The following is a 19,832-nucleotide window of genomic DNA, read 5'->3' on the forward strand; positions in this document are numbered from 1 at the left end:
ACCTGATAACAAACAACGTCTCTTAGTCTGCATCCCGCACAACCATAAACTGCAGACTCTCCGATTTATCGTATGTCCTTTCCGTCCCTTGAGCAAACGTTATAATTCGGGCGGCATCAACCTGAAAACTGCTGGTCGTCGAGCTCCAGTAGGTAGAGTTATTATAACTGGTCGGGAATATACCAACATTAATCGCAAATGCAGTACAACGCCGCTCCACAATCGTTCTCAGTTCTGTGATATTAGGTAAGCGCCAGTCATTGTATCCAGCCAGAATCAGGTTTTCAGCCGCTGCCAATGCCAGAGACCAAGTGTAATAGCTTTTACGATCCGTTGATTCATCAAGGTCGCATGATTTAGCCGTTGCATTCCAGTCATAATCGATTGGACATCGCCGCCACATCAACCCAGTGGGTGTATGCGTCACCGTGTCGCCATGCTGTACAAAATCACTCGATGGCGTATACAAGACAGCTCCTGGCACACAAGCCTGGCTCGCGGCATGACAGATCCCGGATATAACACCAACACCAAGCACCAGCGACCACAGAATCGGTTTTATGACCATATTCACCCCCCTACAAGACGCACAAAAAAGGATTTGCTTTTAGCCAGCTGCGAGCCACTGGTATCCGTACCGCTCACCACCCCTTCATTAAAATCAACCGCCCAGGCCGCCCAACTTTCTCCACCATAAACATCAGATGTCCAATAAACACGGGCATACAGCGTATTGGGAAAATAATCCTCATCAATCGAAGGCGCTGTGACTGAATGATCGATGATCGAAGACAACTCATAAACCGAGGGTAAACGCCAGGCGCTATAACCACACAAAGCGATAGAATTCATATAGTCTACATAAGCAGCGGTATTGCACTCACCGTCCAGATTACACCCCCCTCCACCGCTTTCTGTACCCACACCATCAGCGCCGCCATTTATCGAAGTATCGGTGCTGTACCAGGTAAAATACGAATTACTATCCCTTTCTGTGCCAGAGCCCGAAGCATCTTTTACTTCCCATAACAGCCCGGTATTCACATCCAGAACACACGACCATTCCTCGGCAGCTGCCGCCAGCGCGATGCCCTCCGAGTCGAGTTTGATAAAATCAAATCCAGCCTTACCCGACCCTTCTTTAACCAGGCTGGCATCAGCATCCCTGCCATAATCTGCATCTTGACCACCAAAGTTCGTATTTGGGCAAACCGTCTCGGCAGTGGCCGAATAACAGGCAGTCAGACCCGTATCATTACTTTTGCCTGTCGCACCAATGGTTACAGCAATCGTACTGGTCGCAACCGCCTCGTCACTCGGATCACTTTCGTACTCACCACGCACCGCAGACACCCTGAAGTAGTAGGTTCGGATGGCATCATCGGTGGAACTCAGAACAAAACGGTTTGTGATCACGTCAGTTTCCAGCATGCCCCCCAGATAACTGTTGTAATTGGCCACATCCGATACCGGGATCGTCTCGCGCGCATAATAAACGTTATAGGATGCCGCTGACGCCACCTCATCCCAAGTTAGCGTCACTTCGGAACTGTCAACACTCACCGCTAGATTGTCAGGGACTGCGAGATCGGCAAACAGGGTAATAACCATTTCATCAGAACCGGTTGCGCCTTGTTCATCCGTTGCCAACAGTACCAGAACAATATCCGTGTCTTCTGCCACATCCGGCGCGGTAAAGGTAGCCTCTGCCTCAGTCGCGTCAGACAGATCAATCGCTGGGCCTTGTTGCCGAACCCATTGAAAAGACACAACATTGCCATCCAGATCGGAGGCTGACCCATTCAGGTAAACCGTTTGCCCGACATGAACCTCCTGATCACTGCCAGCATCAACAACAGGTTTCAGATTTCCGCTCTCGTCGTACTCAACATACACATACAGAGTCACCGTATCGGTATCACTGGCGCCAGCGTTGTCCGTCACCGTCAGGCTGAACACCATGTTTTCTGCCACGGTCAGACCGGGGATAATCACCGACGTATTGGCTGAATTTGGGTTAACAATCGCTGCTTCAGTGCCGCTCAACTGGGCCCATTCATACAACACCACCGTACCGTCTTCGTCGATACCCGATCCTGGTAACAGAACCGTTGCCCCTTCGTACACGGACTGGTCAAGTCCGGCACTTGCGACCGGAGCAACATTGTCAGGATCAACCGTATCGGTATCCCCACTGTCAGTATCAGTGCCAGAGCCATCCGTTGCTGAGGAGCCAGTCGCATCAGGGCCGCTTTGTGCCCCACAACCAGCCAACGCCGTTAATAGCATAAACACCAGAACCCGTCTCAGCATGCCAACTTCGGTTTTAACGTTCTTCATTTCAGCTTTCCATGAATTAAAAGCGAAGTACAAGTCATCACATATCCCTCACTAACAACAGATATCCCTTGAGATACAACGCGTCTCGTACCCGACCATTATAAAAATCCACCATCAGGATCGTTGGCTGATCATTGTGATTATTTCTGGCGGATGCACTCCAAAAATATCCGCTGGTTATTTCAGGAAAATAATCAGTATTAACAGCCGGGTTGACACATTGCCACTCCACCAGGCTCTGCAGCTCATTGATATTGGGCAAGCGCCAGCCCGAGTAACCCGCCAGCACAACCTCATCGGCATAGCCATAGGCCGCCGCCAGCGACAGGCGCTTGGCCGTGCCAGCACATTCCCCATCTTTCCACTGCTGGCCATACAGACAAGAAAACCAGAGCAGCCCTAGCTGTGGCTCATAGAGAGAGCCATCCAACTGTGTTTCAAAACGCTCATTGGTGGTATCTGGCACGGTGTCCAGACATTGTTGCGCAGCAACCGCCGAGCTACTGAATAGCCAGTACCCGAGCCACGCTGTCACCAGTGATTTCAGCCAATCTTTATTCATCAGAATCCCCATCACTGACCATGATCACCCGAGCAGTTGCTTGCTTGTCATATGAGGTATCCGTTTTACCATACAAATTAACCATCCAGGCCTGATCCGGAGCATCGGCGCGGGTCGTCGACGTCCAGTAGTAATAATCCAGAGCCAACTTACAACCACCTCCATCCAGCAGACAAGCCCCGGCAATATCTGAAATCGAGCGTAATTCCGACACCACTGGCAAGCGCCAGCTGCTCTCGCCACAGAGGGTTCGCCGATTAAGAGCCATCGCATAAGCAGCGGTATTGCAGACACCAGCGACACATTCCGGCCCCGCTTCCAGCCCAGAATATCCACCGTTAGTCGTTTCATCGGCCAGATACCAGCTGAACTGATGCACCGGATTACGTAGGGAAGTTGCTGAGTTTTTCAGCTCCACCACCAATCCGCTGACATTGTCACGAATACAATCCGCCTGTTCGCTACCGGGCGACAACACCGTACCGTCAGCATCCAGCAAGGTCCAGTCAAAGCCCCCCAGGCCGACGCCCGTTTTATTGAGACTGCCCGCCGCTGCCGCTGCGGTACGTCCCGACTCTGCATCCTGCCCGATCAGCCCCGTCACCGGACAATCAGCCCAGTTGCCGTCAAGATCCACACACTGGCTGACCGTCGTGTCATTCAACGGACTGGTATAAGTAAAAGCCTTGCCGATCACCCTTGCTACTTCTGCGGTGGGCTGACTTTCTGCGACCAGGGTGTCGCTGGTGTAAGTTGCCACAAGCAAAAAGAAATATTTCTGACCGTTAGTAAAATTCATCTGATAGCTGGTCGTGGTGATTCCACTTTCAACGCCAGCACCATCCAGTGATTCGTAATAAATCAGCGAACTGATGGCATTAAACGTTTGGCGGGCGTAATACACAGAGTAAGTAATCTCTCCATCAGCACCATCCGGTAAACTGATGGCATCCCAATCGAGTACAACCCCACTGGCATTAACCGGGGATCTGACCTTGAAACTGGTCGGGGCTGCTATTCCTGCCGCCACAATCACCGTCACCTTCGCGCTGGAACTGCCGCCCTGGTTATCCGTTGCCGCGATACGAAACACCAGCTCATACCCGTCCAGTCCAACAGGTGCTTCAAAGGTCAGTGTATCGGTCGCTGCCCCCTCAACCTCTACGACCTCGCCAGACACTTGCTCCCAGAGATACCCCTCAATCGAGCCATCTACATCACTGGCAGTGCTCCTCAAGGTGACCTCTGCGCCACCGGCAACGGCGATCGTGGAAACCACCGAGAGCGAGGGAGCCGTATTCGTATCGCCATTGGAAGCGCCGCAACCAGTAAGCAAAGAGAAGCAACCAAACAGAGCGAGAGCACGCAGCAGCAAAATACACACCTGAGGTGGCGAGGAAGGCTCGAATTATAACGACTATTTCATAGAATTCGACCAGACAGGCAATGCCTGACATAAATATAAATATACCCGTGGCCGCAATATAAGGATATTCAATCTATCCAAAAAAAACGGGAGCTTACCGGCTCCCGTTTATCATGGCACAGCAATCACTTAACTCGCTGATTCAGCCTTTGGCTTTTCGCGCAGCTTGATATGCAAATCGCGCAACTGGGCGTTGCTCACCTCGCCTGGTGCCTTGGTCATGACACAGGCCGCTGACTGGGTTTTCGGGAAGGCAATCACTTCACGAATGGAGTTTGCACCAGTCATCAACATAATCAGACGATCCAGACCAAAGGCCAGACCACCGTGCGGTGGAGCACCAAACTTCAGCGCATCGAGCAGGAAGCCAAACTTTTCTTGCTGTTCTTCTTCACTGATACCCAGGGCACGGAATACCGCATGCTGCATCGACTGATCATGAATACGAATGGAACCACCGCCCAGCTCACAGCCGTTCAGCACCATATCATAGGCACGGGACAGGGCTTCCAGAGGCTTGGCTTCCAGTTCTTCAGCGGAACAACTTGGGGCGGTAAACGGATGGTGCAAGGCTGAAATCGAGCCGTCGTCATTGGCTTCAAACATCGGGAAGTCGACCACCCACAATGCCGCCCACTCGCTGGTATACATATTCAGATCTTCACCCAGCTTGCAACGCAGTGCACCCAGTGCTTCGTTAACCACCTTGGTTTTATCAGCACCAAAGAAGACGATATCGCCGTTTTTGGCTTCCAGTTTCGCCATGATTTTCATGGTGTTGTCGTCGCCGATGAATTTAATGATCGGCGACTGCAGGCCTTCAACGCCTTTCTCGATATCGTTGACCTTGATCCACGCCAGACCTTTGGCACCGTAGATACTGACAAACTTGGTGTATTCGTCGATCTGCTTGCGAGACAGCTCGGCACCACCAGGTACTTTCAAGGCCGCAACACGACCATGTGGATCCTTGGCAGGCGCCGCAAACACCTTGAATTCGATGTTTTGCAGGAATTCCGCCACATCAACGATTGCCATTGGAATACGCATATCCGGCTTGTCGGAGCCGTACTTGTTCATCGCTTCGGCATACGGCATACGAGGGAAGTCACCCAGGTCAACGCCCAATTCTTTCTGGAAGATGCCTTTGATCATGTCCTGAGTCAGACCCATGATGGTGTCTTCGTCGATGAACGACGCTTCGATATCGATCTGGGTAAATTCCGGCTGACGATCAGCACGCAGGTCTTCATCACGGAAGCACTTGGCGATCTGGTAATAACGGTCGAAACCCGACACCATCAGCAACTGCTTGAACAGCTGTGGTGACTGTGGCAAGGCGAAAAAAGCGCCTTCGTGCGTTCGGCTGGGCACCAGATAATCACGCGCACCTTCCGGGGTCGCACGGGTCAGAATCGGCGTTTCAATATCCAGGAAACCGGCATCATCCAGATAACGGCGCACACCGGAAGTGACCTTGGAACGGAACCGCAGCTTGTCTTGCATTTCCGGCCGACGCATGTCCATGTAACGGTATTTCAGGCGAATATCTTCACCCACATCGGTGTAACCATCGAGCGGGAATGGCGGTGTCTGAGCCTTGTTCAGCACGACCACATCCTTACCCAATACTTCAATCATACCGGTTTTCATATTGGCATTGGTGGTGCCATCCGGGCGTCCACGAACACGGCCGGTAATTTGCAACACGTACTCAGAACGCACACTGTCAGCGGTATTAAAAGCGTCAACGGTATCCGGGTCGAAGACCACCTGAACCAGACCTTCACGGTCACGTACATCCAGGAAGATAACGCCACCGTGGTCACGGCGACGATGAACCCAGCCACAGAAAGTAACGGTTTGGTCGATCAAGCTTTCGTTGATATCACCACAATAGTGAGTGCGCATCGTATGGTCCTGCATAACATGTGAGTGTCACGGCGCTGACGTATCGAATCAACGACGTACAAATTTTAAAAGGCAGGCATTATAGCGGAATTCAAACCAGCCGACACTCCCACCCTCTTGCTCACCGCAAAATACTACGGCTATGGTAAGGAGATCATTCATGTAAGGAGCTGACATGACCAACACCACAGACTCAAAGCAACCGCTCCACACGGCAACCACCATAACCACCGACACCATGTCGCAAACACACTCGCTGGATCTGCTCTTGCAGCGCATCAGGCAATGTACTTGTTGTGCGGCACAGCTGCCCTTTCCACCCAGGCCCGTTGTTCGCGCCAGCCACAGTGCCCGGTTGCTGGTTATTGGTCAGGCACCGGGCACCAAAGTACAGGCCAGCGGAATTCCCTGGGATGATGCCAGTGGCAAGCGCCTGCGCGAGTGGTTACAGCTGACACCAGAGCAGTTCTACAACGAAGCCGAGATTGCCATTATTCCGATGGGGTTGTGCTACCCCGGCAAGGGGAAAAGTGGTGATTTGCCGCCAAGGCCAGAGTGTGCACCCTTGTGGCATTCAGCGCTGCTGGGACAGCTGCCACAACTGCAGCATATATTGCTGATCGGTCAATACGCCCAGAACTACTATTTGCCGAAGGAGTTTCTGCAACAGCACCCGACCCTGACTGATCGGATCAGACACTGGCGAGACGTACCAAAACCGTTTTTTGTACTACCGCACCCATCACCCCGCAATCAGCTTTGGCTGAAGAAAAACCCCTGGTTTGAAGCAGAAGTAGTGCCAGCATTACGGCATGTAATAAACGCCGCCAATGGCAGCCAGCCACTGCATCGGACTACGGCCATATAAACGACCAGCTTCAAAACTACCACTGATCACGCAACGTCCGCAGCGCCTTGAAAACATCACGATCACCGTCACCCAGCGCCGGAAATGCGTCTTTCAGGCGCTCTCGAATCAGTGGCTGGTGCAAGCGCAAGAACGGGTTGTAGGTACGCTCTTGCCCCAGCGTCATCACCGGCATCTCATCCGCGTCAAACGCCGACACCTGATCCAGCCAGTACTGGATCATGTCGTTGCCAGGCTCGCGAGTGAGCGCAAAGCTGAGGTTATTTTTCATATAATCATGGCCGGGGTGCATCAGGGTATCGTCTGGCAACGGCTGAAATTGCGAGACAAAAGTATCGTACAAGGTATCCGGATCACCACCGTTACGGCAGTTACCAGCACAGGCGTTAAACAGGGTGTCGCCAGAAAACAGCACCGGCTGGCCATCCGGGCCACCGTCTTCACTTAACAGGCATAAGTGCGCCATGGTGTGACCCGGTGTATACAACACCGTCAATCGAATAGTCCCCAGCTCAACCACATCACCGGCTACCAAACCACGGGCAACATTCGGAATACGCTCAGCAGCGTTTTTATGCGCCCAGATATCAGCACCCGTCACCTCCTGTACACGGGGATTACCATCGATGTGATCATGGTGTTCATGGGTGTTGAGGATCAGTTTGATCTCATAGCCCTGTTCTTCTGCCAGTGCGAGCATCTCATCGGCACCGAGCGGGTCCACCGCAATCGCCTGACGGCTCTCTTCGCACCCAATCAGATAATTGAAATTACGCAGATTGTTATTCATGTAACGTCGCAGCACGATCATAAAAGCGCTCCCTTACCAGTAGATGTTGTTTTCAATATCATCGTCGCCATCCATGTCTTCGATAAAATGGCTGGATAACAACCCCTTCAATTCGTGTACCCGTTGCTCCAGCGCATCGACATCATAAGGAACCGCCGGGCTATGACCCCAAACCGGGCCAGGCCAGGCCGGATCCCCTTCCTTGCGAACTACATGATGAACATGTAACTGTGGCACCACATTACCCAACGCAGCCACATTCATCGATTTGGCGGAGTAATGATCAGCCAGTTTTTCCGCAACCCAGGCAGATTCCAGCATCATCTGGGTCTGATCGGCAACCGACAAATGAAAATACTCTCTGGCATCTTTGCGCAGGGGCACCAGAATCACCCAAGGGTAACGGCTGTCGTTCATCAGCAGCACTTGACATAATGGCAAGCGCCCGACAAATACCGTGTCGGCTTGAAGTCGGCTATCGAGGGAAAACATAATACTCTCTCCTTGGTCACAGATAGATGCATCTTACTCTTATTCGATCAGCACCCATCTGGACATGTGTCAGCACCAGGGGGCGTTCTCAATTTCGTCACTTGTTGAGCTCGCTAAACCCCGCTCCTCATGCCTTGTTCTGAAACCAACGGGCGCTCAGCAGGCCCAGTTTAATCATTGAGGACGCTCCCTGGGAGTCTGTCGGGCTTAGGGCTGTTCTACTGCGGAAAAGCTGAGTCTGGCTCTTTTTTGAGCAAACTATTGCTAAGTTAATATAGAACCACTATTCGCCTCAAATTTGCGCAAACATCGCTCAAACCAGTCTTTCCCTCGCGACGAACGCCTAAGTCCGACAGGCTGCTAGCGAACAATATGCCCGTGCTGCCGGTTTGCATGCTTACAGGGCAAACGTTTATCTTCATACGATTTACCCTCATAGTAGGCAAACTCCACATTCAGGTCACTGATTTATGGCGACATTTCAGGTTATAACGCAGATAGCCGACATCGCAGAACAGGACTGGCAAACCCTGCTGCCAGAGCGCTACCCATTTCTGAGCTACCCGTTTCTGCAAGCGCTCGAAGACAGTGGCTGCATGGGCGGCGACTCTGGCTGGCATCCTGAATACCTGCTACACCGGGACGCCAGCAACCGCCCGGATTGGATTCTGCCGTTGTTCCGCAAACATCACAGCTATGGTGAGTACGTCTTTGACTGGGGCTGGGCCGACGCCTACCAACGTCATGGTTTCCGTTATTACCCCAAACTCTTGTGCGCCGCGCCGTTTACACCGGCTACCGGCCCACGCCTGCTCTATCACAACGCTACAAACCCGGCACCCTGGCAAGACGCCATCGAAGCCCTGCAGCAACACTGTCGCGATCAACAAGCTTCCGGCTGGCACCTGAACTTCCCCAACAGCAGCGATCTTGCCGAGCTGAAAACATTAACCGAACAACAGGGATACCTGCTGAGGCAGGCCTGCCAATTTCACTGGTTTAATCGCAACTACACCAATTTTGAGCACTTTCTGGAATTTTTCACCAGCCGCAAACGCAAAAGCGTGCGCAAAGAACGGCAGCGCGTGCGGGATATGAACATCCATATTCGCCGCCTGACAGGAGAACAGCTGACGGCCGACGTTATAAAACGGTTTTATCAGTGCTACCAACTGACCTACCTGAAACGCGGACAACAAGGCTATCTGAACAACACCTTCTTCTTGCAGCTGGCAGCGACGATGAACCAGCAAATGATGCTGGTCGAGGCCAGCCACAACGAACAACACCTGGCCAGCGCCCTGTACTTTTTTGATGACCATACCCTGTACGGCCGTTATTGGGGTTGCAAGGAAGAAGTCGACGGTCTCCACTTTGAGGCCTGCTACTATCAGGGAATCGAGTTTTGCCTCGAGCATGGGTTGGATCATTTTGATCCAGGCACCCAGGGCGAACACAAGATCAGTCGAGGTTTTGAACCGGTCATCACCTCCAGCATCCACCAGTTGCAACACCCGGATTTCCAGGCCGCCGTCGCCGACTTTATCGAACAGGAAATACCCCAGATATTGAACTACCAGCAGCAAGCGGCCACGTTACTGCCGTTCCGGGAAAATGCCTTTGACGATCTGCCCGCAACACCGCACACTTCCGCGCCCCTGCCACAGCCCTGACAACGAGCACTACCCGCCATGAGCCTGCAAGCCTACAAAGTTGAGCACATTCTGGTTTTTACCAACAAGGGAACCGAGGCCAAACTGCTGGCAGCGCCCCGCTTGAGGCCCATGGAGGAATGGCGTGAAGACGTAGCCGCCTGGGTTGCTCTGCGCGCTGAACGCACACCGGATCTTGATCACCTCGCCGATCCGGCAGCCATTGAACCCTATATTCATCAGGGCTGATCTGTATCAGCAACCTCTCAGGGCACGGCATTACCAAGACCAAAATAGATCTGAATGCCCGTTAGTACAGAGTTAACCGCTACCGCAGCGAGAATCAGCCCCATTACCCGGCTGATCACACTGGCACCGCCTTCACCAATCACTTTCTGAATCCGGCTGGCAAGTAACATAAACATCAGCGTCACCACTAACACAGACAGAATCACCAGACTGGTCGCCGCCTGATGAATGATGGAAAAACGGTGATTATCGGTTAACAATACCGCTGCCATCATCGCACCCGGCGACGCAATGGACGGGATCGCCAACGGAAAAACCGCCGTCTGCATACCTCGAGCCACCATACCGATTTCTTCTTCCGGTTTGCTTTCACCAAAGATCATCGTCAGTGCAAACAGGAACAACACCAATCCACCAGAAATCTGAAACGCCTCCAGCGGAATTCCCATGGCATCCAGCAGCAACTCACCGACCAGCACAAAAAACAATAACACCAGCGCTGCAATTGCGGTTGCTTTATAGGCGATACGCCGAATCATCACCGGATCTTTCAGCGATGCCGTGACGGCAAGAAACACCGGAATGGTGCCAATAGGGTCAATTACCGCCCATAAAAACACGAACTGCTTGATCCACTCGTTCATAAAATTCCAGAAAACGTATAGGGGGCGTCAAGACCATAGAAAGCCGCAACAGGGCAACAGCAAAAACCGGCGCTTCCGGCGTTTGTTAATGAGCCTTGCGAGTAACCTTGTCCAACAATCCCATCGCAACCGCCGACGACACAAAGGTCAGGTGGATCACCACGTACCAGAGCAATTTATCATTACTGACATTGTCGGCATTCATAAACACTTTGAGCAGATGGATTGACGAAATAGCCACGATCGATGCCGCCACCTTGTTTTTGAGTGAGCCAGTATCCATTTTGCCCAGCCAATCGAGCTTTTCGGTGTTTTCTCCCAAATCCATCCGCGAGACAAAATTTTCATAGCCGGAAAACATCACCATCACAATCAGCCCACCCACCAGCGCCATATCGATCAGCGACAAAACAACCAGCACCATATCGGTTTCACTGACGTCAAGAATATGCGGCAGCAGGTGCACTAGCTCGCCAAAGAACTTGATACCCAGCGCCACCAGAGCCAGGCTCAGGCCCAGATAAATAGGCGCCAAAATCCAGCGCGACGCATACACCAGCCGTTCAAACATCTGCTCAATCACGGTATTAACTCCTTTGTGTTATGCAAGGCCCATAACAGACAGTGCGCTCCAATAGCGATACCTGGCTCGGCTCCCTGCAAAGAAACGCAGGGTTGGCAGTGCCTAGAGGAAGGACATTACCACAATCAACTTCTCCGCCAAAATTTCTCGGCAATTTCCAGGCCAATTATTAACAACCAAAAGACAACGCCGTACTGGCCAGCACCCCCTGCCTCACCAGATAGCAGGCCGGGATTCCCCAAGCAGCCATCGTTTTGTCAACCGATTAGTAACATCTCCGTTGTAGTTAGCGTATCCATAATTCAACACGCCTCATAAGGAGACGACCACATGACCGGTAGCAAACCTTCCCTCATCACCACAAGCCTGACCACACTGGCGCTGTCCATATCATTAATCGGTTGTGGTAGTGACGACGACTCAGACTCAAACCCCAACACCGAATACCAAGTCTCCCCCCTATTAAGCGATACCAGTGTCACACTGACCGAGGGCAGCGACAGCCTGAGCATTAACCAATACGTCGAAGGCAACCTCAGCAGCACCGATGAAACCGACCTCTATACCTACACCGCAGCAGCCGATGGCTGGGTGATGATACTGCTGGATGGCTCGACCGACTCCGATCTGGATCTGCTGGTATACGCCGATGGCGAGCTGATTGATAATTCCAGCTACATTACATCCACCGAAGCCATCCTGATTGACGTCAGTGCCAACAGCGACTATGTCATTGAAATTGAGGCTATCATCACTGGCAGCTACACCCTGACCGTCGCCGAACCAAGCCGGGCTCTGATGTCCCTTGATGACAATGACTATCTGGCCCTGAGTTCCAGCAACTACACCCTGACCTGCGACTCCGGCACTAGCGATGGCAGCTACAGTGATCTGTTTATCATCAACTTTGATGAAGCCACCATGCGCTGGCCCGGGTCCGACAGCCATAGCATGAGTCTGGATGGCGACAGCGTCACCATCGCAATTGACGAAGAGTACCAGCAGACCATCAACGGCATCGTTTATCTATACGATAGTGACGGCAACCTGGATGCCGAGCTGGAGCGCAATGACGACAACGCCATCGTCTCCGCCACTTACAGCATGGAAGCCGATACCGTCACCACCATTGGCGGAAACAATGACAGCTGCCATCAAACCGAATCCGGTACGTTCAGCTTTATGCTGTAAAGACCATTCAGCTACCAGCCATCTTCAGCCTTCTTGCTCTGTCTGGTAGCTGAATAAAAAAGCCCGGCAGAGCCGAGCAAAAGTCGCTGTTGCAAATCATAGAGCATCAATAAAAGAGGCGTTGCCGGGGAGGGGCCACCACCCGGCAACACACCCACTCTCTGGCGTTAGAGACCATCCAGGTAGTTGGGCAACCACAGGCTGATTTCCGGAATAAAGGTAATCGCGATCAGACAAACCAGCATCAGCAGCAACCAGGGCGCACAGGCCTTGATTGCCCAACCAATCGACTTGCCCGTAATCCCCGCCGTGACAAACAGATTCAACCCCACCGGCGGCGTCAGCATCCCCAGCTCCATATTCACCACCATGATGATGCCGAGGTGAACGGGATCGATCCCCAGTTGCAGCGCAATCGGCAAAAGAATCGGTGCCATGATCAACAGAATGGCAGACGGCTCCATAAAGTTACCCGCCATCAGCAACAAGATGTTCATCACAATCAGGAAACCCCAGGCTGGCAGACCCCATTCCGTAATCGTGGCAGCCAAATGATGTGGAATCTGCTCAGACGTCAACACATGAGCAAACAGCATCGCGTTGGCAATAATAAACAGCAAGGTAATCGAAACCCGTGCCGCATCGCGGACAATGCCACCCACTTCCGGGTGATATACCGACCGTACGATGCCCACTGGCAACAGCACAAGATTACGCGCCAGCATGATCAGGGTATTTTCACCTTCGCGGTGCCAGGGCTGATCTTTTAACGGACCGATATCACGATAGCCCCAGATTGCCACCAGGAAACCGTATACCGCCGCGACTGCCGCCGCTTCGGTCGGTGACGCCACACCCGCATAAATCGACCCCAACACCAGAATAATCAGCATCAGGCCACCGGACGCGCTCCAGGCCGATTTCAGAATGGTACGGAATCCGGCGAATGGCTCGGCGGGCAAATTCTTGCGCCGGGCAACAATATAAATAGTCACCATCAGAATCAGACCAATCAGAATACCTGGCACAAACCCGGCCATAAACATACGAGACGCCGACACCTCGGTCGCCGCTGAATACACCAGCATGACGATCGACGGCGGAATCAGAATACCCAGCGTCCCCGCAGTGGAAATGGCACCGGCAGCAAACGACAACGGATAACCGGCCCGCACCATACCGACCAGCACAATCGAGCCTACCGCTGCCACTGTTGCCGGAGACGAACCAGACACCGCCGCAAACAGCATACAAGCCAAAACCGAGGCCATCGCCAATCCGCCACGCACATGGCCAATCGATGCCGTCGCAAAATCAATCAAACGGCGAGCAACACCGCCCGACGACAAAAACGATGACGACAAGATAAAAAACGGAATCGCCAGCAGGGTGTAATGTTCTGACACCGACTCAAACAGCTTCAGCGCAATCGACGCCATGGAGTCATTGGTGAAAAACAGAATCGCAGTCATGGATGAGAAACCCAGCGCCACCGCAATCGGCAACCCCAGCGCCATACAGACAAACAGCAACAGGAACAGCGTTAACGCCACCATTACACTTTCTCCCCGGCTTCATCGCAGCCATCATCGTGTAACAGCGATTCCCGATGTTCATGAAAACCGTTGGCCTCGCCTTTCCAGACCGCCACCGCCAGTTCAATCAGCCGCAGGGTCAGTGAGCCGAAACCGACCAACAAGCCGGATACCACCGTCCACTTGGGAACAGGAATATCTTCCAGCTCGATCCCAATCAGGTGTAATTTGGCGACGTACACCCAGGAGCTCTTGATAAACAGACCGCAGTAAAGCAGCGCCACCGCAATGGCGAACAGCACTACCCATTTACGGGTATTGGCAGACAATTGTTCCAACAGCGCATCAACACAAATATGGGAACGTTCCCGTACTGCCCAGGCAGCACCCAGCAGCACCATCCAGGCCGACATTAGCAACGTCGCTTCTTGCGCCCAGTGAATACCGGTATTAAAACCAAAGCGCATAACCACTTCAGCAAACACCAGCAAGGTGATAGAGACCAGCAACAGGCCGATCAAGATATCTTCCAGACGATTGATAAACTTCATCATCTGCTCTCCTTTTATTGTTTTCGGCCAGGATGGCCAGCGGGAAATTCGAACGATATGAACATCTTCCCGGCATCAGCAAGTGCTGTGCCAATAAACAAAAAAGGAGTGACACCTGACAAAGGCAGCTCTGGCTGAAACAACAACCAGCGCCAGGGGAAAACAACCGCAACCAGGCTGTACATGGCGGAAACCCTGTATCCTGCGGATTGCATGCAGCTCTGGAAGTTAACCTGGCGGGTGAGCCAACCGCATTATTCGGCTCGATCTAGTGACTGTTTTTTATTATTAGTCGCCAGCAGAACAGCAAAATCGTCTCGATCAGGATGGATCCTTGCAAAAAAATGGGGGGATCAACCCCCATTCAAATCCTCCATTTGGGGGTCAGTCATCCCCTGTCTGTTTGAACATTTCCTTGTCCAGATCAAATTTTTTCATTTTTTCGTACAAGGTCTTGCGCCCCAGCCCCATTTCTTCCTGAGCCTCTTTCAGTCTTCCCTGATGGCGGGCCAATACTTCTCGCAACAGCATTTCTTCATAGCGGCTGACCTGTTCCGCCAGCGATATTCGCCCGGCACCACCACCCGACTTCAGCAAACTATCGAACGCCCGCTCGCCGCCCAGCAAGACAAAACATTCCGCCAGATTACGCAACTCACGCACGTTACCCGGCCAATCATGGGCCAGTAACTGTTGCCGTTGTCCGGCGCTCAACGCATTCACTTCCGAACCGTAACGATTGGCAGCCGCCCAGACAAAATGCTCAAACAACACCGGCACATCTTCACGTCGATCCCGCAACGGCGGAATATGCACCTGAACCATATTCAGACGGTAATACAGGTCGAGACGAAACGCTCCCCGGTCACTCATCGCCTTCAGATCCACCTTGGTCGCAGCGACCACGCGAACATTGAGGTCGATTTGCTGATTGCCACCCAGTGGCTCCACTTTGCGTTCCTCCAGTACGCGCAGCATTTTGATCTGCAACACCATCGGCATACTTTCAATTTCATCAAGCAATAATGTACCGCCGTTGGCATACTGAAACTTGCCGATCCGTTTTTTACCCGCTCCGGTAAATGCCCCTGCTTCATGGCCAAACAACTCGCTTTCGATCAGATTTTCCGGGATTGCACCGCAGTTAATCGCCACAAATGCCTTGTCGCTGCGTTTGCTGTGGCTATGCAGATAACGGGCGACCAGCTCCTTGCCGCAGCCAGTATCGCCATTGATCAGCACATCCGCCGGGGTATCTTTAATATGATTCAGGGTATCCCGTAATTTTTTCATATCAGGGTGATGACCGATAATCCGAGGGCCGGGTCGCGACTGGACTTCGACCTCTTGACGCAACTGGCGGTTTTCCAGTGTCAGCAAACGTTTTTCATGGGCGCGCTGTACGGTTTCCAGCAAATGATCGGTTGAAAAAGGTTTTTCCAGAAAATCGTAAGCACCCTGCCGCATTGCATCGACAGCAATCGAAACATCGCCATGACCGGTGAGCAGGATCACTGGCATATCGGCATCAATCAGACGGATTGCACGCATCAGCTCCATGCCATCCATCACCGGCATATTGATGTCGGTGATCACCACACCAGACCAGTCTCCCGATACCTGCGCCAGAGCCTCCTGGCCATTGGCGGCGGTGATCACGGCAAAGCCTTCGATCTCCAGTGTTTGTGCCAGTGCCTTGCGCACCCCTTCTTCATCGTCAACGACCAACACTTCGATCATTCGTCCACTCCCCTATATTTGCGCAATGTCATCACAAAGACCGTTCCGCCATTCACACCCGATTCCGCAGTCAAACTGCCCGACAAGGTTTCCAGAATCCGGCGCGATAACGCCAGCCCTATCCCCAATCCTTTACGCTTGGTGGTAAAGAAGGGTTCAAAGATTGTGCTTTGCAGCTCTTTAGCAATCCCTGGGCCATTGTCGATAACCAGAATCCGGATTTGATCATCACCATCCTCTACCTGCACCCGCACGCTGGCATCAACGACGCCCTCCATCGCTTCCGATGCATTGGTCAGCAAATTGATCAACACCTGCTGTATCTGCACCGGCTCACAGAGAATCATTTGCCCGCTTGGGGGTAATTCCACCTCAATTCCGACACCGGCTTTTTTGAGTAACGGTTTCATAATCATCAAGGCAGCATTGATGATTTCGTTCACATCGACCGGGCGCGGGTCGGGAGGCGAGCGACGGGCAAAAACCTTGAAGCGCGACACAATGGCATGCATGGAGCCAGTAATCTGGAGGATCTCACGCAGGTTATCGGCCACCAGAGTGAAGCGTTCACGAGCCAGCAATTTCTGGCTGTTTTCGGCGTAGGTTTGCAGTGCCAACAGTGGCTGGTTAAGTTCATGGTTGATTCCGGCCGACAGCTCACCCAGCACCGCTAGCTTGGCGGTCTGGATCAACTGGTTCTGGGTGGTTTCCAGTTCGCTCTGGGTACGCTGATAGTGAGCCACCAGCTGTTTCAGCTCAGCATTGGATTCCGTCAATTCCGAGGTCAGACCGGCGACCCGGCGCTCCAGCTCCAGATTCATGCTATTCACATGGCGCTGAACCTCCGACCGCTTGCGCCAATACAGCCAGAACAACACCAGCAGTCCGTACACCAGCGAAAAATAGATGCTGAACTGCAGCGTACGTCGCAGCAATTCCATCCGTGGCATGACCGCAAACAAATGCCAGCCCGCCTCCCGTACCAAGGCTCGCCCGACCAGATAGCGCTGGATCACACCACCAGATACCAGCTGAATATACGCATCATCAAACAGATTCTGATCACTCTCGGGACTGGTCGCCATCGGCGCAAGAGAGGAATTGCCATAACGATGTGACTGCCGGATAGCCACACGCTGGCTCTCGGGCAAACGATTCAGACTGCGCAGCTGCCAATCCTGGTTTGAAGCGGCAAAAATAACCGAATCATAGCCAATCAGAAGAAAATCATGCTGCCTGGCAGCCAGTCGCTCAAAGACAGGTTCCAGCAATATTTTCACCACCGCCACACCCAGCACCTTGCCATCATCCAGAATCGGGGCAGAGAAATAATAGCCTCGACCTTGGGAAATCAACCCCACCGCATAATAACCGGCACTTTCACCCAATACCGCCTGCTGAAAATAAGGCCGGAAAGCAAAGTTATGGCCAACAAAACTGTTCTTGCTGGCGTAGTTGCTGGCCCCCACCACAATACCTGCCGGGTTAAGCACAAAAAGAGTATCGCTGCCGAGGCTGCGATTGGTCTGTTGCAGGAAACGATTCAGCTTACCCAGCCCGTCGGACGTCGGAGCGCCCAGCACCTCCCGCAAGGTACGCAAGTCGGATACCGCATCTGCAATCCCCCGATACTGCTGCAAATGGCTACTGACACTATCCGCCATAACCTTGGCCTCCTGCGCCAACTCCTGTAGCGCTTCGTCTTCCTGCAACTGCCAAACGGTGGCAACCACCAATACCATGCCCACCAGCCACCCCAGTAGCAACAAGGTCAACGACAGCGCAACGGAGCGGTGCGCTTCCAAATCCGCCACCGTTGGCTGAATTCCCGTTGTCTGGGAATCAGTGACCATACTCATGGGTGTATCTCCCCCCATTGACGATATCTCATGCGCATAAGACCACCCTTTTAAAATAAAGAAATCATACCAGCCATTCTTTGTAGCAAATTACCTGCCGTACCCAACGCTACTATCCGAGCCACTCATCCCGCTCGACCCAAGGTCTCAGGAAACAGACTGACTTTCCTTTCGAACCCCGGCAACAGCGGTGTTTTCGTCTTTAATCAGGCCATACCCACAACCTGTTTGAGCGTCGACGACAGCCTCCAGCGTGCAGATGATCGCAGCCATTTTCAAGATTGGCATACGGGTTGCTAATTACCAGTCGTCTGAAGAATTCGTCCTGGACACACCGATATTCCAGAGCATTCAGCACCGCCAATAAAAATTAAGAGTGAGGATCGACCATGAAAACCTTAGTCGCAACTGTGCTGGCTTGCGCCAGCCTGCTGACATTTAACCAGGCTGCTGCCAAGCCCATCGAAATCAAGTTTTCCCACGTCGTCGCCGAAAACACCCCCAAAGGCCAGATGGCGCTGAAGTTCAAAGAACTCGCAGAAGCCGCTTTGCCCGGCCAGATCGACGTCAAGGTATACCCTAATTCCCAGCTGTTCACCGACTCTACCGTGTTGCAGGCCATGCAGCTCGGTGACGTTGAATTGGCCGCCCCAGCGCTGTCCAAGTTCCAGAAGTACACCGACCAGCTGCAACTGTTCGACCTGCCATTCCTGTTCAAGGACATCGAAGCCGTCGACCGTTTTCAACAAGGCCCGGAAGGCCAGAAATTGCTGAAATCCATGGAAAGTAAATTGCTGGTTGGCCTCGGTTACCTGCACAACGGCATGAAGCAACTGACCGACAACTCCCCGATTCGCGTTCCTGCAGATATTTCCGGCAAGAAGTACCGCATCATGACCTCCGACGTTTTGCAGGCACAGTTTGAAGCCGTACAGGCAATCCCGCTGAAAAAACCATTCTCGGAAGTATTTACCCTGCTGCAAACCAAAGCGATTGATGGTCAGGAAAATACCTGGTCCAACACCTATTCGAAAAAATTCTTTGAAGTGCAGAAATACGCCACCGAAACCAACCATGGCGTACTGGATTACATGGTCGTGACTTCTGCCGAGTTCTGGTACGGCCTGCCAGATGACGTTCGCACCAAGCTGAAAACCGCGATGGACGAAGCCATTGCCCACGGTAACCGTATCGCCCTGAAAAAGGGTGCAGAAGACCGCCAGAAAATTATCGACTCCGGCAAAACCGAAATACTGACCATCACCGAAGCAGAACGCCAGCAATGGGTTAACGCCATGAAACCCGTCTGGAAAATGTTTGCCGACGAAATTGGTCCAGATCTGATTGGCGCCGCCCTGGAAGCCAACAACCCGTAATTCTCCCCCGCTTTTTCTCCTCCAAAGCCCCTGCTGGTCTTGAACGTTCAAGACCAGGGGCTA

19 protein-coding genes are annotated in these 19,832 nt (G+C 52.7%); 5 read left to right on the plus strand and 14 right to left on the minus strand.

The genetic code is table 11. The features are described from left to right. Positions 1-22 precede the first annotated feature (22 nt). From WG929_RS06285 to aspS, 5 genes are all read right to left on the minus strand, one after another. On the minus strand, positions 23-568 hold the full coding sequence (locus WG929_RS06285; protein WP_416205348.1) for an Lcl C-terminal domain-containing protein: 546 nt from the start codon (positions 566-568) through the stop codon (positions 23-25). Positions 569-570: 2 nt separating this feature from the next. After that, positions 571-2,340, minus strand: coding sequence for a PKD domain-containing protein (locus WG929_RS06290; protein WP_416205349.1), 1,770 nt, complete (start codon positions 2,338-2,340; stop codon positions 571-573). Between the two features lie 37 nt (positions 2,341-2,377). Continuing rightward, positions 2,378-2,902: an Lcl C-terminal domain-containing protein gene (locus WG929_RS06295; protein ID WP_416205350.1), complete on the minus strand. Its 525-nt coding sequence runs from the start codon at positions 2,900-2,902 to the stop codon at positions 2,378-2,380. After that, the gene (locus WG929_RS06300; RefSeq protein ID WP_416205351.1) at positions 2,895-4,277 is read right to left on the minus strand and encodes an Lcl C-terminal domain-containing protein; all 1,383 of its coding nucleotides are present in this window, start codon (positions 4,275-4,277) and stop codon (positions 2,895-2,897) included. The genes WG929_RS06295 and WG929_RS06300 overlap by 8 nt, the downstream gene beginning before the upstream one ends. 180 nt (positions 4,278-4,457) lie before the next feature. Next, entirely contained in the window at positions 4,458-6,239 is a 1,782-nt protein-coding gene (gene aspS / locus WG929_RS06305) for an aspartate--tRNA ligase (RefSeq protein WP_416205352.1), read from the minus strand. 175 nt (positions 6,240-6,414) lie between these two features. On the opposite strand from aspS, the gene WG929_RS06310 reads away from it, so the two are divergent. Next, positions 6,415-7,107, plus strand: a complete 693-nt coding sequence (locus tag WG929_RS06310; RefSeq protein ID WP_416205353.1) for a uracil-DNA glycosylase family protein — start codon at positions 6,415-6,417, stop codon at positions 7,105-7,107. A 16-nt stretch (positions 7,108-7,123) separates the two neighbouring features. Here WG929_RS06310 and WG929_RS06315 read toward each other — a convergent pair whose 3' ends face one another. Continuing rightward, entirely contained in the window at positions 7,124-7,918 is a 795-nt protein-coding gene (locus tag WG929_RS06315) for a hydroxyacylglutathione hydrolase C-terminal domain-containing protein (protein ID WP_416205354.1), read from the minus strand. 12 nt (positions 7,919-7,930) lie between these two features. Continuing rightward, complete coding sequence (locus WG929_RS06320; protein WP_369854503.1) at positions 7,931-8,389, minus strand: HIT domain-containing protein; 459 nt, start codon at positions 8,387-8,389, stop codon at positions 7,931-7,933. Positions 8,390-8,859: 470 nt separating this feature from the next. Here WG929_RS06320 and WG929_RS06325 point away from each other — a divergent pair, with 470 nt between their 5' ends. Both WG929_RS06325 and WG929_RS06330 read left to right on the plus strand, forming a co-directional pair. Continuing rightward, positions 8,860-10,062: a GNAT family N-acetyltransferase gene (locus tag WG929_RS06325; RefSeq protein WP_416205355.1), complete on the plus strand. Its 1,203-nt coding sequence runs from the start codon at positions 8,860-8,862 to the stop codon at positions 10,060-10,062. Positions 10,063-10,080: 18 nt separating this feature from the next. Continuing rightward, entirely contained in the window at positions 10,081-10,290 is a 210-nt protein-coding gene (locus tag WG929_RS06330) for a hypothetical protein (RefSeq protein ID WP_369854505.1), read from the plus strand. Positions 10,291-10,307: 17 nt separating this feature from the next. Here WG929_RS06330 and WG929_RS06335 read toward each other — a convergent pair whose 3' ends face one another. Further along, complete coding sequence (locus WG929_RS06335) at positions 10,308-10,934, minus strand: MarC family protein (protein ID WP_416205356.1); 627 nt, start codon at positions 10,932-10,934, stop codon at positions 10,308-10,310. An 85-nt stretch (positions 10,935-11,019) separates the two neighbouring features. Next, the gene (locus tag WG929_RS06340; RefSeq protein ID WP_435873313.1) at positions 11,020-11,517 is read right to left on the minus strand and encodes a TIGR00645 family protein; all 498 of its coding nucleotides are present in this window, start codon (positions 11,515-11,517) and stop codon (positions 11,020-11,022) included. A gap of 330 nt (positions 11,518-11,847) precedes the next feature. Here WG929_RS06340 and WG929_RS06345 point away from each other — a divergent pair, with 330 nt between their 5' ends. Next, the gene (locus WG929_RS06345; RefSeq protein WP_416205357.1) at positions 11,848-12,708 is read left to right on the plus strand and encodes a hypothetical protein; all 861 of its coding nucleotides are present in this window, start codon (positions 11,848-11,850) and stop codon (positions 12,706-12,708) included. A gap of 167 nt (positions 12,709-12,875) precedes the next feature. On the opposite strand, the gene WG929_RS06350 is transcribed toward WG929_RS06345, so the two are convergent. The 5 genes from WG929_RS06350 to WG929_RS06370 all read right to left on the minus strand — a co-directional run bounded on the left by WG929_RS06350 (position 12,876) and on the right by WG929_RS06370 (position 18,393). Then, positions 12,876-14,264, minus strand: a complete 1,389-nt coding sequence (locus WG929_RS06350) for a TRAP transporter large permease (protein WP_416205358.1) — start codon at positions 14,262-14,264, stop codon at positions 12,876-12,878. Beyond that, positions 14,264-14,797, minus strand: coding sequence for a TRAP transporter small permease (locus tag WG929_RS06355; protein ID WP_416205359.1), 534 nt, complete (start codon positions 14,795-14,797; stop codon positions 14,264-14,266). Before WG929_RS06355 ends, WG929_RS06350 begins: the two co-directional genes overlap by 1 nt. Positions 14,798-14,808: 11 nt before the next feature. After that, the gene (locus WG929_RS06360; RefSeq protein WP_369854509.1) at positions 14,809-14,979 is read right to left on the minus strand and encodes a hypothetical protein; all 171 of its coding nucleotides are present in this window, start codon (positions 14,977-14,979) and stop codon (positions 14,809-14,811) included. A 199-nt stretch (positions 14,980-15,178) separates the two neighbouring features. Then, positions 15,179-16,534 carry a sigma-54-dependent transcriptional regulator gene (locus tag WG929_RS06365; RefSeq protein ID WP_416205360.1) on the minus strand — a complete coding sequence of 452 codons (1,356 nt, stop codon included), beginning with the start codon at positions 16,532-16,534 and terminating at the stop codon, positions 15,179-15,181. Next, a complete protein-coding gene (locus WG929_RS06370) occupies positions 16,531-18,393 on the minus strand; it encodes a sensor histidine kinase (RefSeq protein ID WP_416205361.1) in 1,863 nt (620 codons plus the stop codon). The genes WG929_RS06365 and WG929_RS06370 overlap by 4 nt, the downstream gene beginning before the upstream one ends. A gap of 389 nt (positions 18,394-18,782) precedes the next feature. Here WG929_RS06370 and WG929_RS06375 point away from each other — a divergent pair, with 389 nt between their 5' ends. After that, on the plus strand, positions 18,783-19,769 hold the full coding sequence (locus WG929_RS06375) for a TRAP transporter substrate-binding protein (protein WP_369854511.1): 987 nt from the start codon (positions 18,783-18,785) through the stop codon (positions 19,767-19,769). The last annotated feature ends 63 nt before the right edge of the window (positions 19,770-19,832 follow it).

Source organism: Oceanobacter antarcticus (genome assembly GCF_044962685.1).
GTDB classification, from domain to species: domain Bacteria; phylum Pseudomonadota; class Gammaproteobacteria; order Pseudomonadales; family Oceanobacteraceae; genus Oceanobacter; species Oceanobacter antarcticus.

Bases quoted from the DNA above. Each gene is read 5' to 3' on its own strand.
- WG929_RS06285 (WP_416205348.1), bottom strand. From the start codon at position 568: ATGGTCATAAAACCGATTCTGTGGTCGCTGGTGCTTGGTGTTGGTGTT.
- WG929_RS06290 (WP_416205349.1), bottom strand. From the start codon at position 2,340: ATGAAGAACGTTAAAACCGAAGTTGGCATGCTGAGACGGGTTCTGGTG.
- WG929_RS06295 (WP_416205350.1), bottom strand. From the start codon at position 2,902: ATGAATAAAGATTGGCTGAAATCACTGGTGACAGCGTGGCTCGGGTAC.
- aspS (WP_416205352.1), bottom strand. From the start codon at position 6,239: ATGCGCACTCACTATTGTGGTGATATCAACGAAAGCTTGATCGACCAA.
- WG929_RS06310 (WP_416205353.1), top strand. From the start codon at position 6,415: ATGACCAACACCACAGACTCAAAGCAACCGCTCCACACGGCAACCACC.
- WG929_RS06315 (WP_416205354.1), bottom strand. From the start codon at position 7,918: ATGATCGTGCTGCGACGTTACATGAATAACAATCTGCGTAATTTCAAT.
- WG929_RS06320 (WP_369854503.1), bottom strand. From the start codon at position 8,389: ATGTTTTCCCTCGATAGCCGACTTCAAGCCGACACGGTATTTGTCGGG.
- WG929_RS06325 (WP_416205355.1), top strand. From the start codon at position 8,860: ATGGCGACATTTCAGGTTATAACGCAGATAGCCGACATCGCAGAACAG.
- WG929_RS06330 (WP_369854505.1), top strand. From the start codon at position 10,081: ATGAGCCTGCAAGCCTACAAAGTTGAGCACATTCTGGTTTTTACCAAC.
- WG929_RS06335 (WP_416205356.1), bottom strand. From the start codon at position 10,934: ATGAACGAGTGGATCAAGCAGTTCGTGTTTTTATGGGCGGTAATTGAC.
- WG929_RS06345 (WP_416205357.1), top strand. From the start codon at position 11,848: ATGACCGGTAGCAAACCTTCCCTCATCACCACAAGCCTGACCACACTG.
- WG929_RS06350 (WP_416205358.1), bottom strand. From the start codon at position 14,264: ATGGTGGCGTTAACGCTGTTCCTGTTGCTGTTTGTCTGTATGGCGCTG.
- WG929_RS06355 (WP_416205359.1), bottom strand. From the start codon at position 14,797: ATGATGAAGTTTATCAATCGTCTGGAAGATATCTTGATCGGCCTGTTG.
- WG929_RS06360 (WP_369854509.1), bottom strand. From the start codon at position 14,979: ATGTACAGCCTGGTTGCGGTTGTTTTCCCCTGGCGCTGGTTGTTGTTT.
- WG929_RS06365 (WP_416205360.1), bottom strand. From the start codon at position 16,534: ATGATCGAAGTGTTGGTCGTTGACGATGAAGAAGGGGTGCGCAAGGCA.
- WG929_RS06370 (WP_416205361.1), bottom strand. From the start codon at position 18,393: ATGAGTATGGTCACTGATTCCCAGACAACGGGAATTCAGCCAACGGTG.
- WG929_RS06375 (WP_369854511.1), top strand. From the start codon at position 18,783: ATGAAAACCTTAGTCGCAACTGTGCTGGCTTGCGCCAGCCTGCTGACA.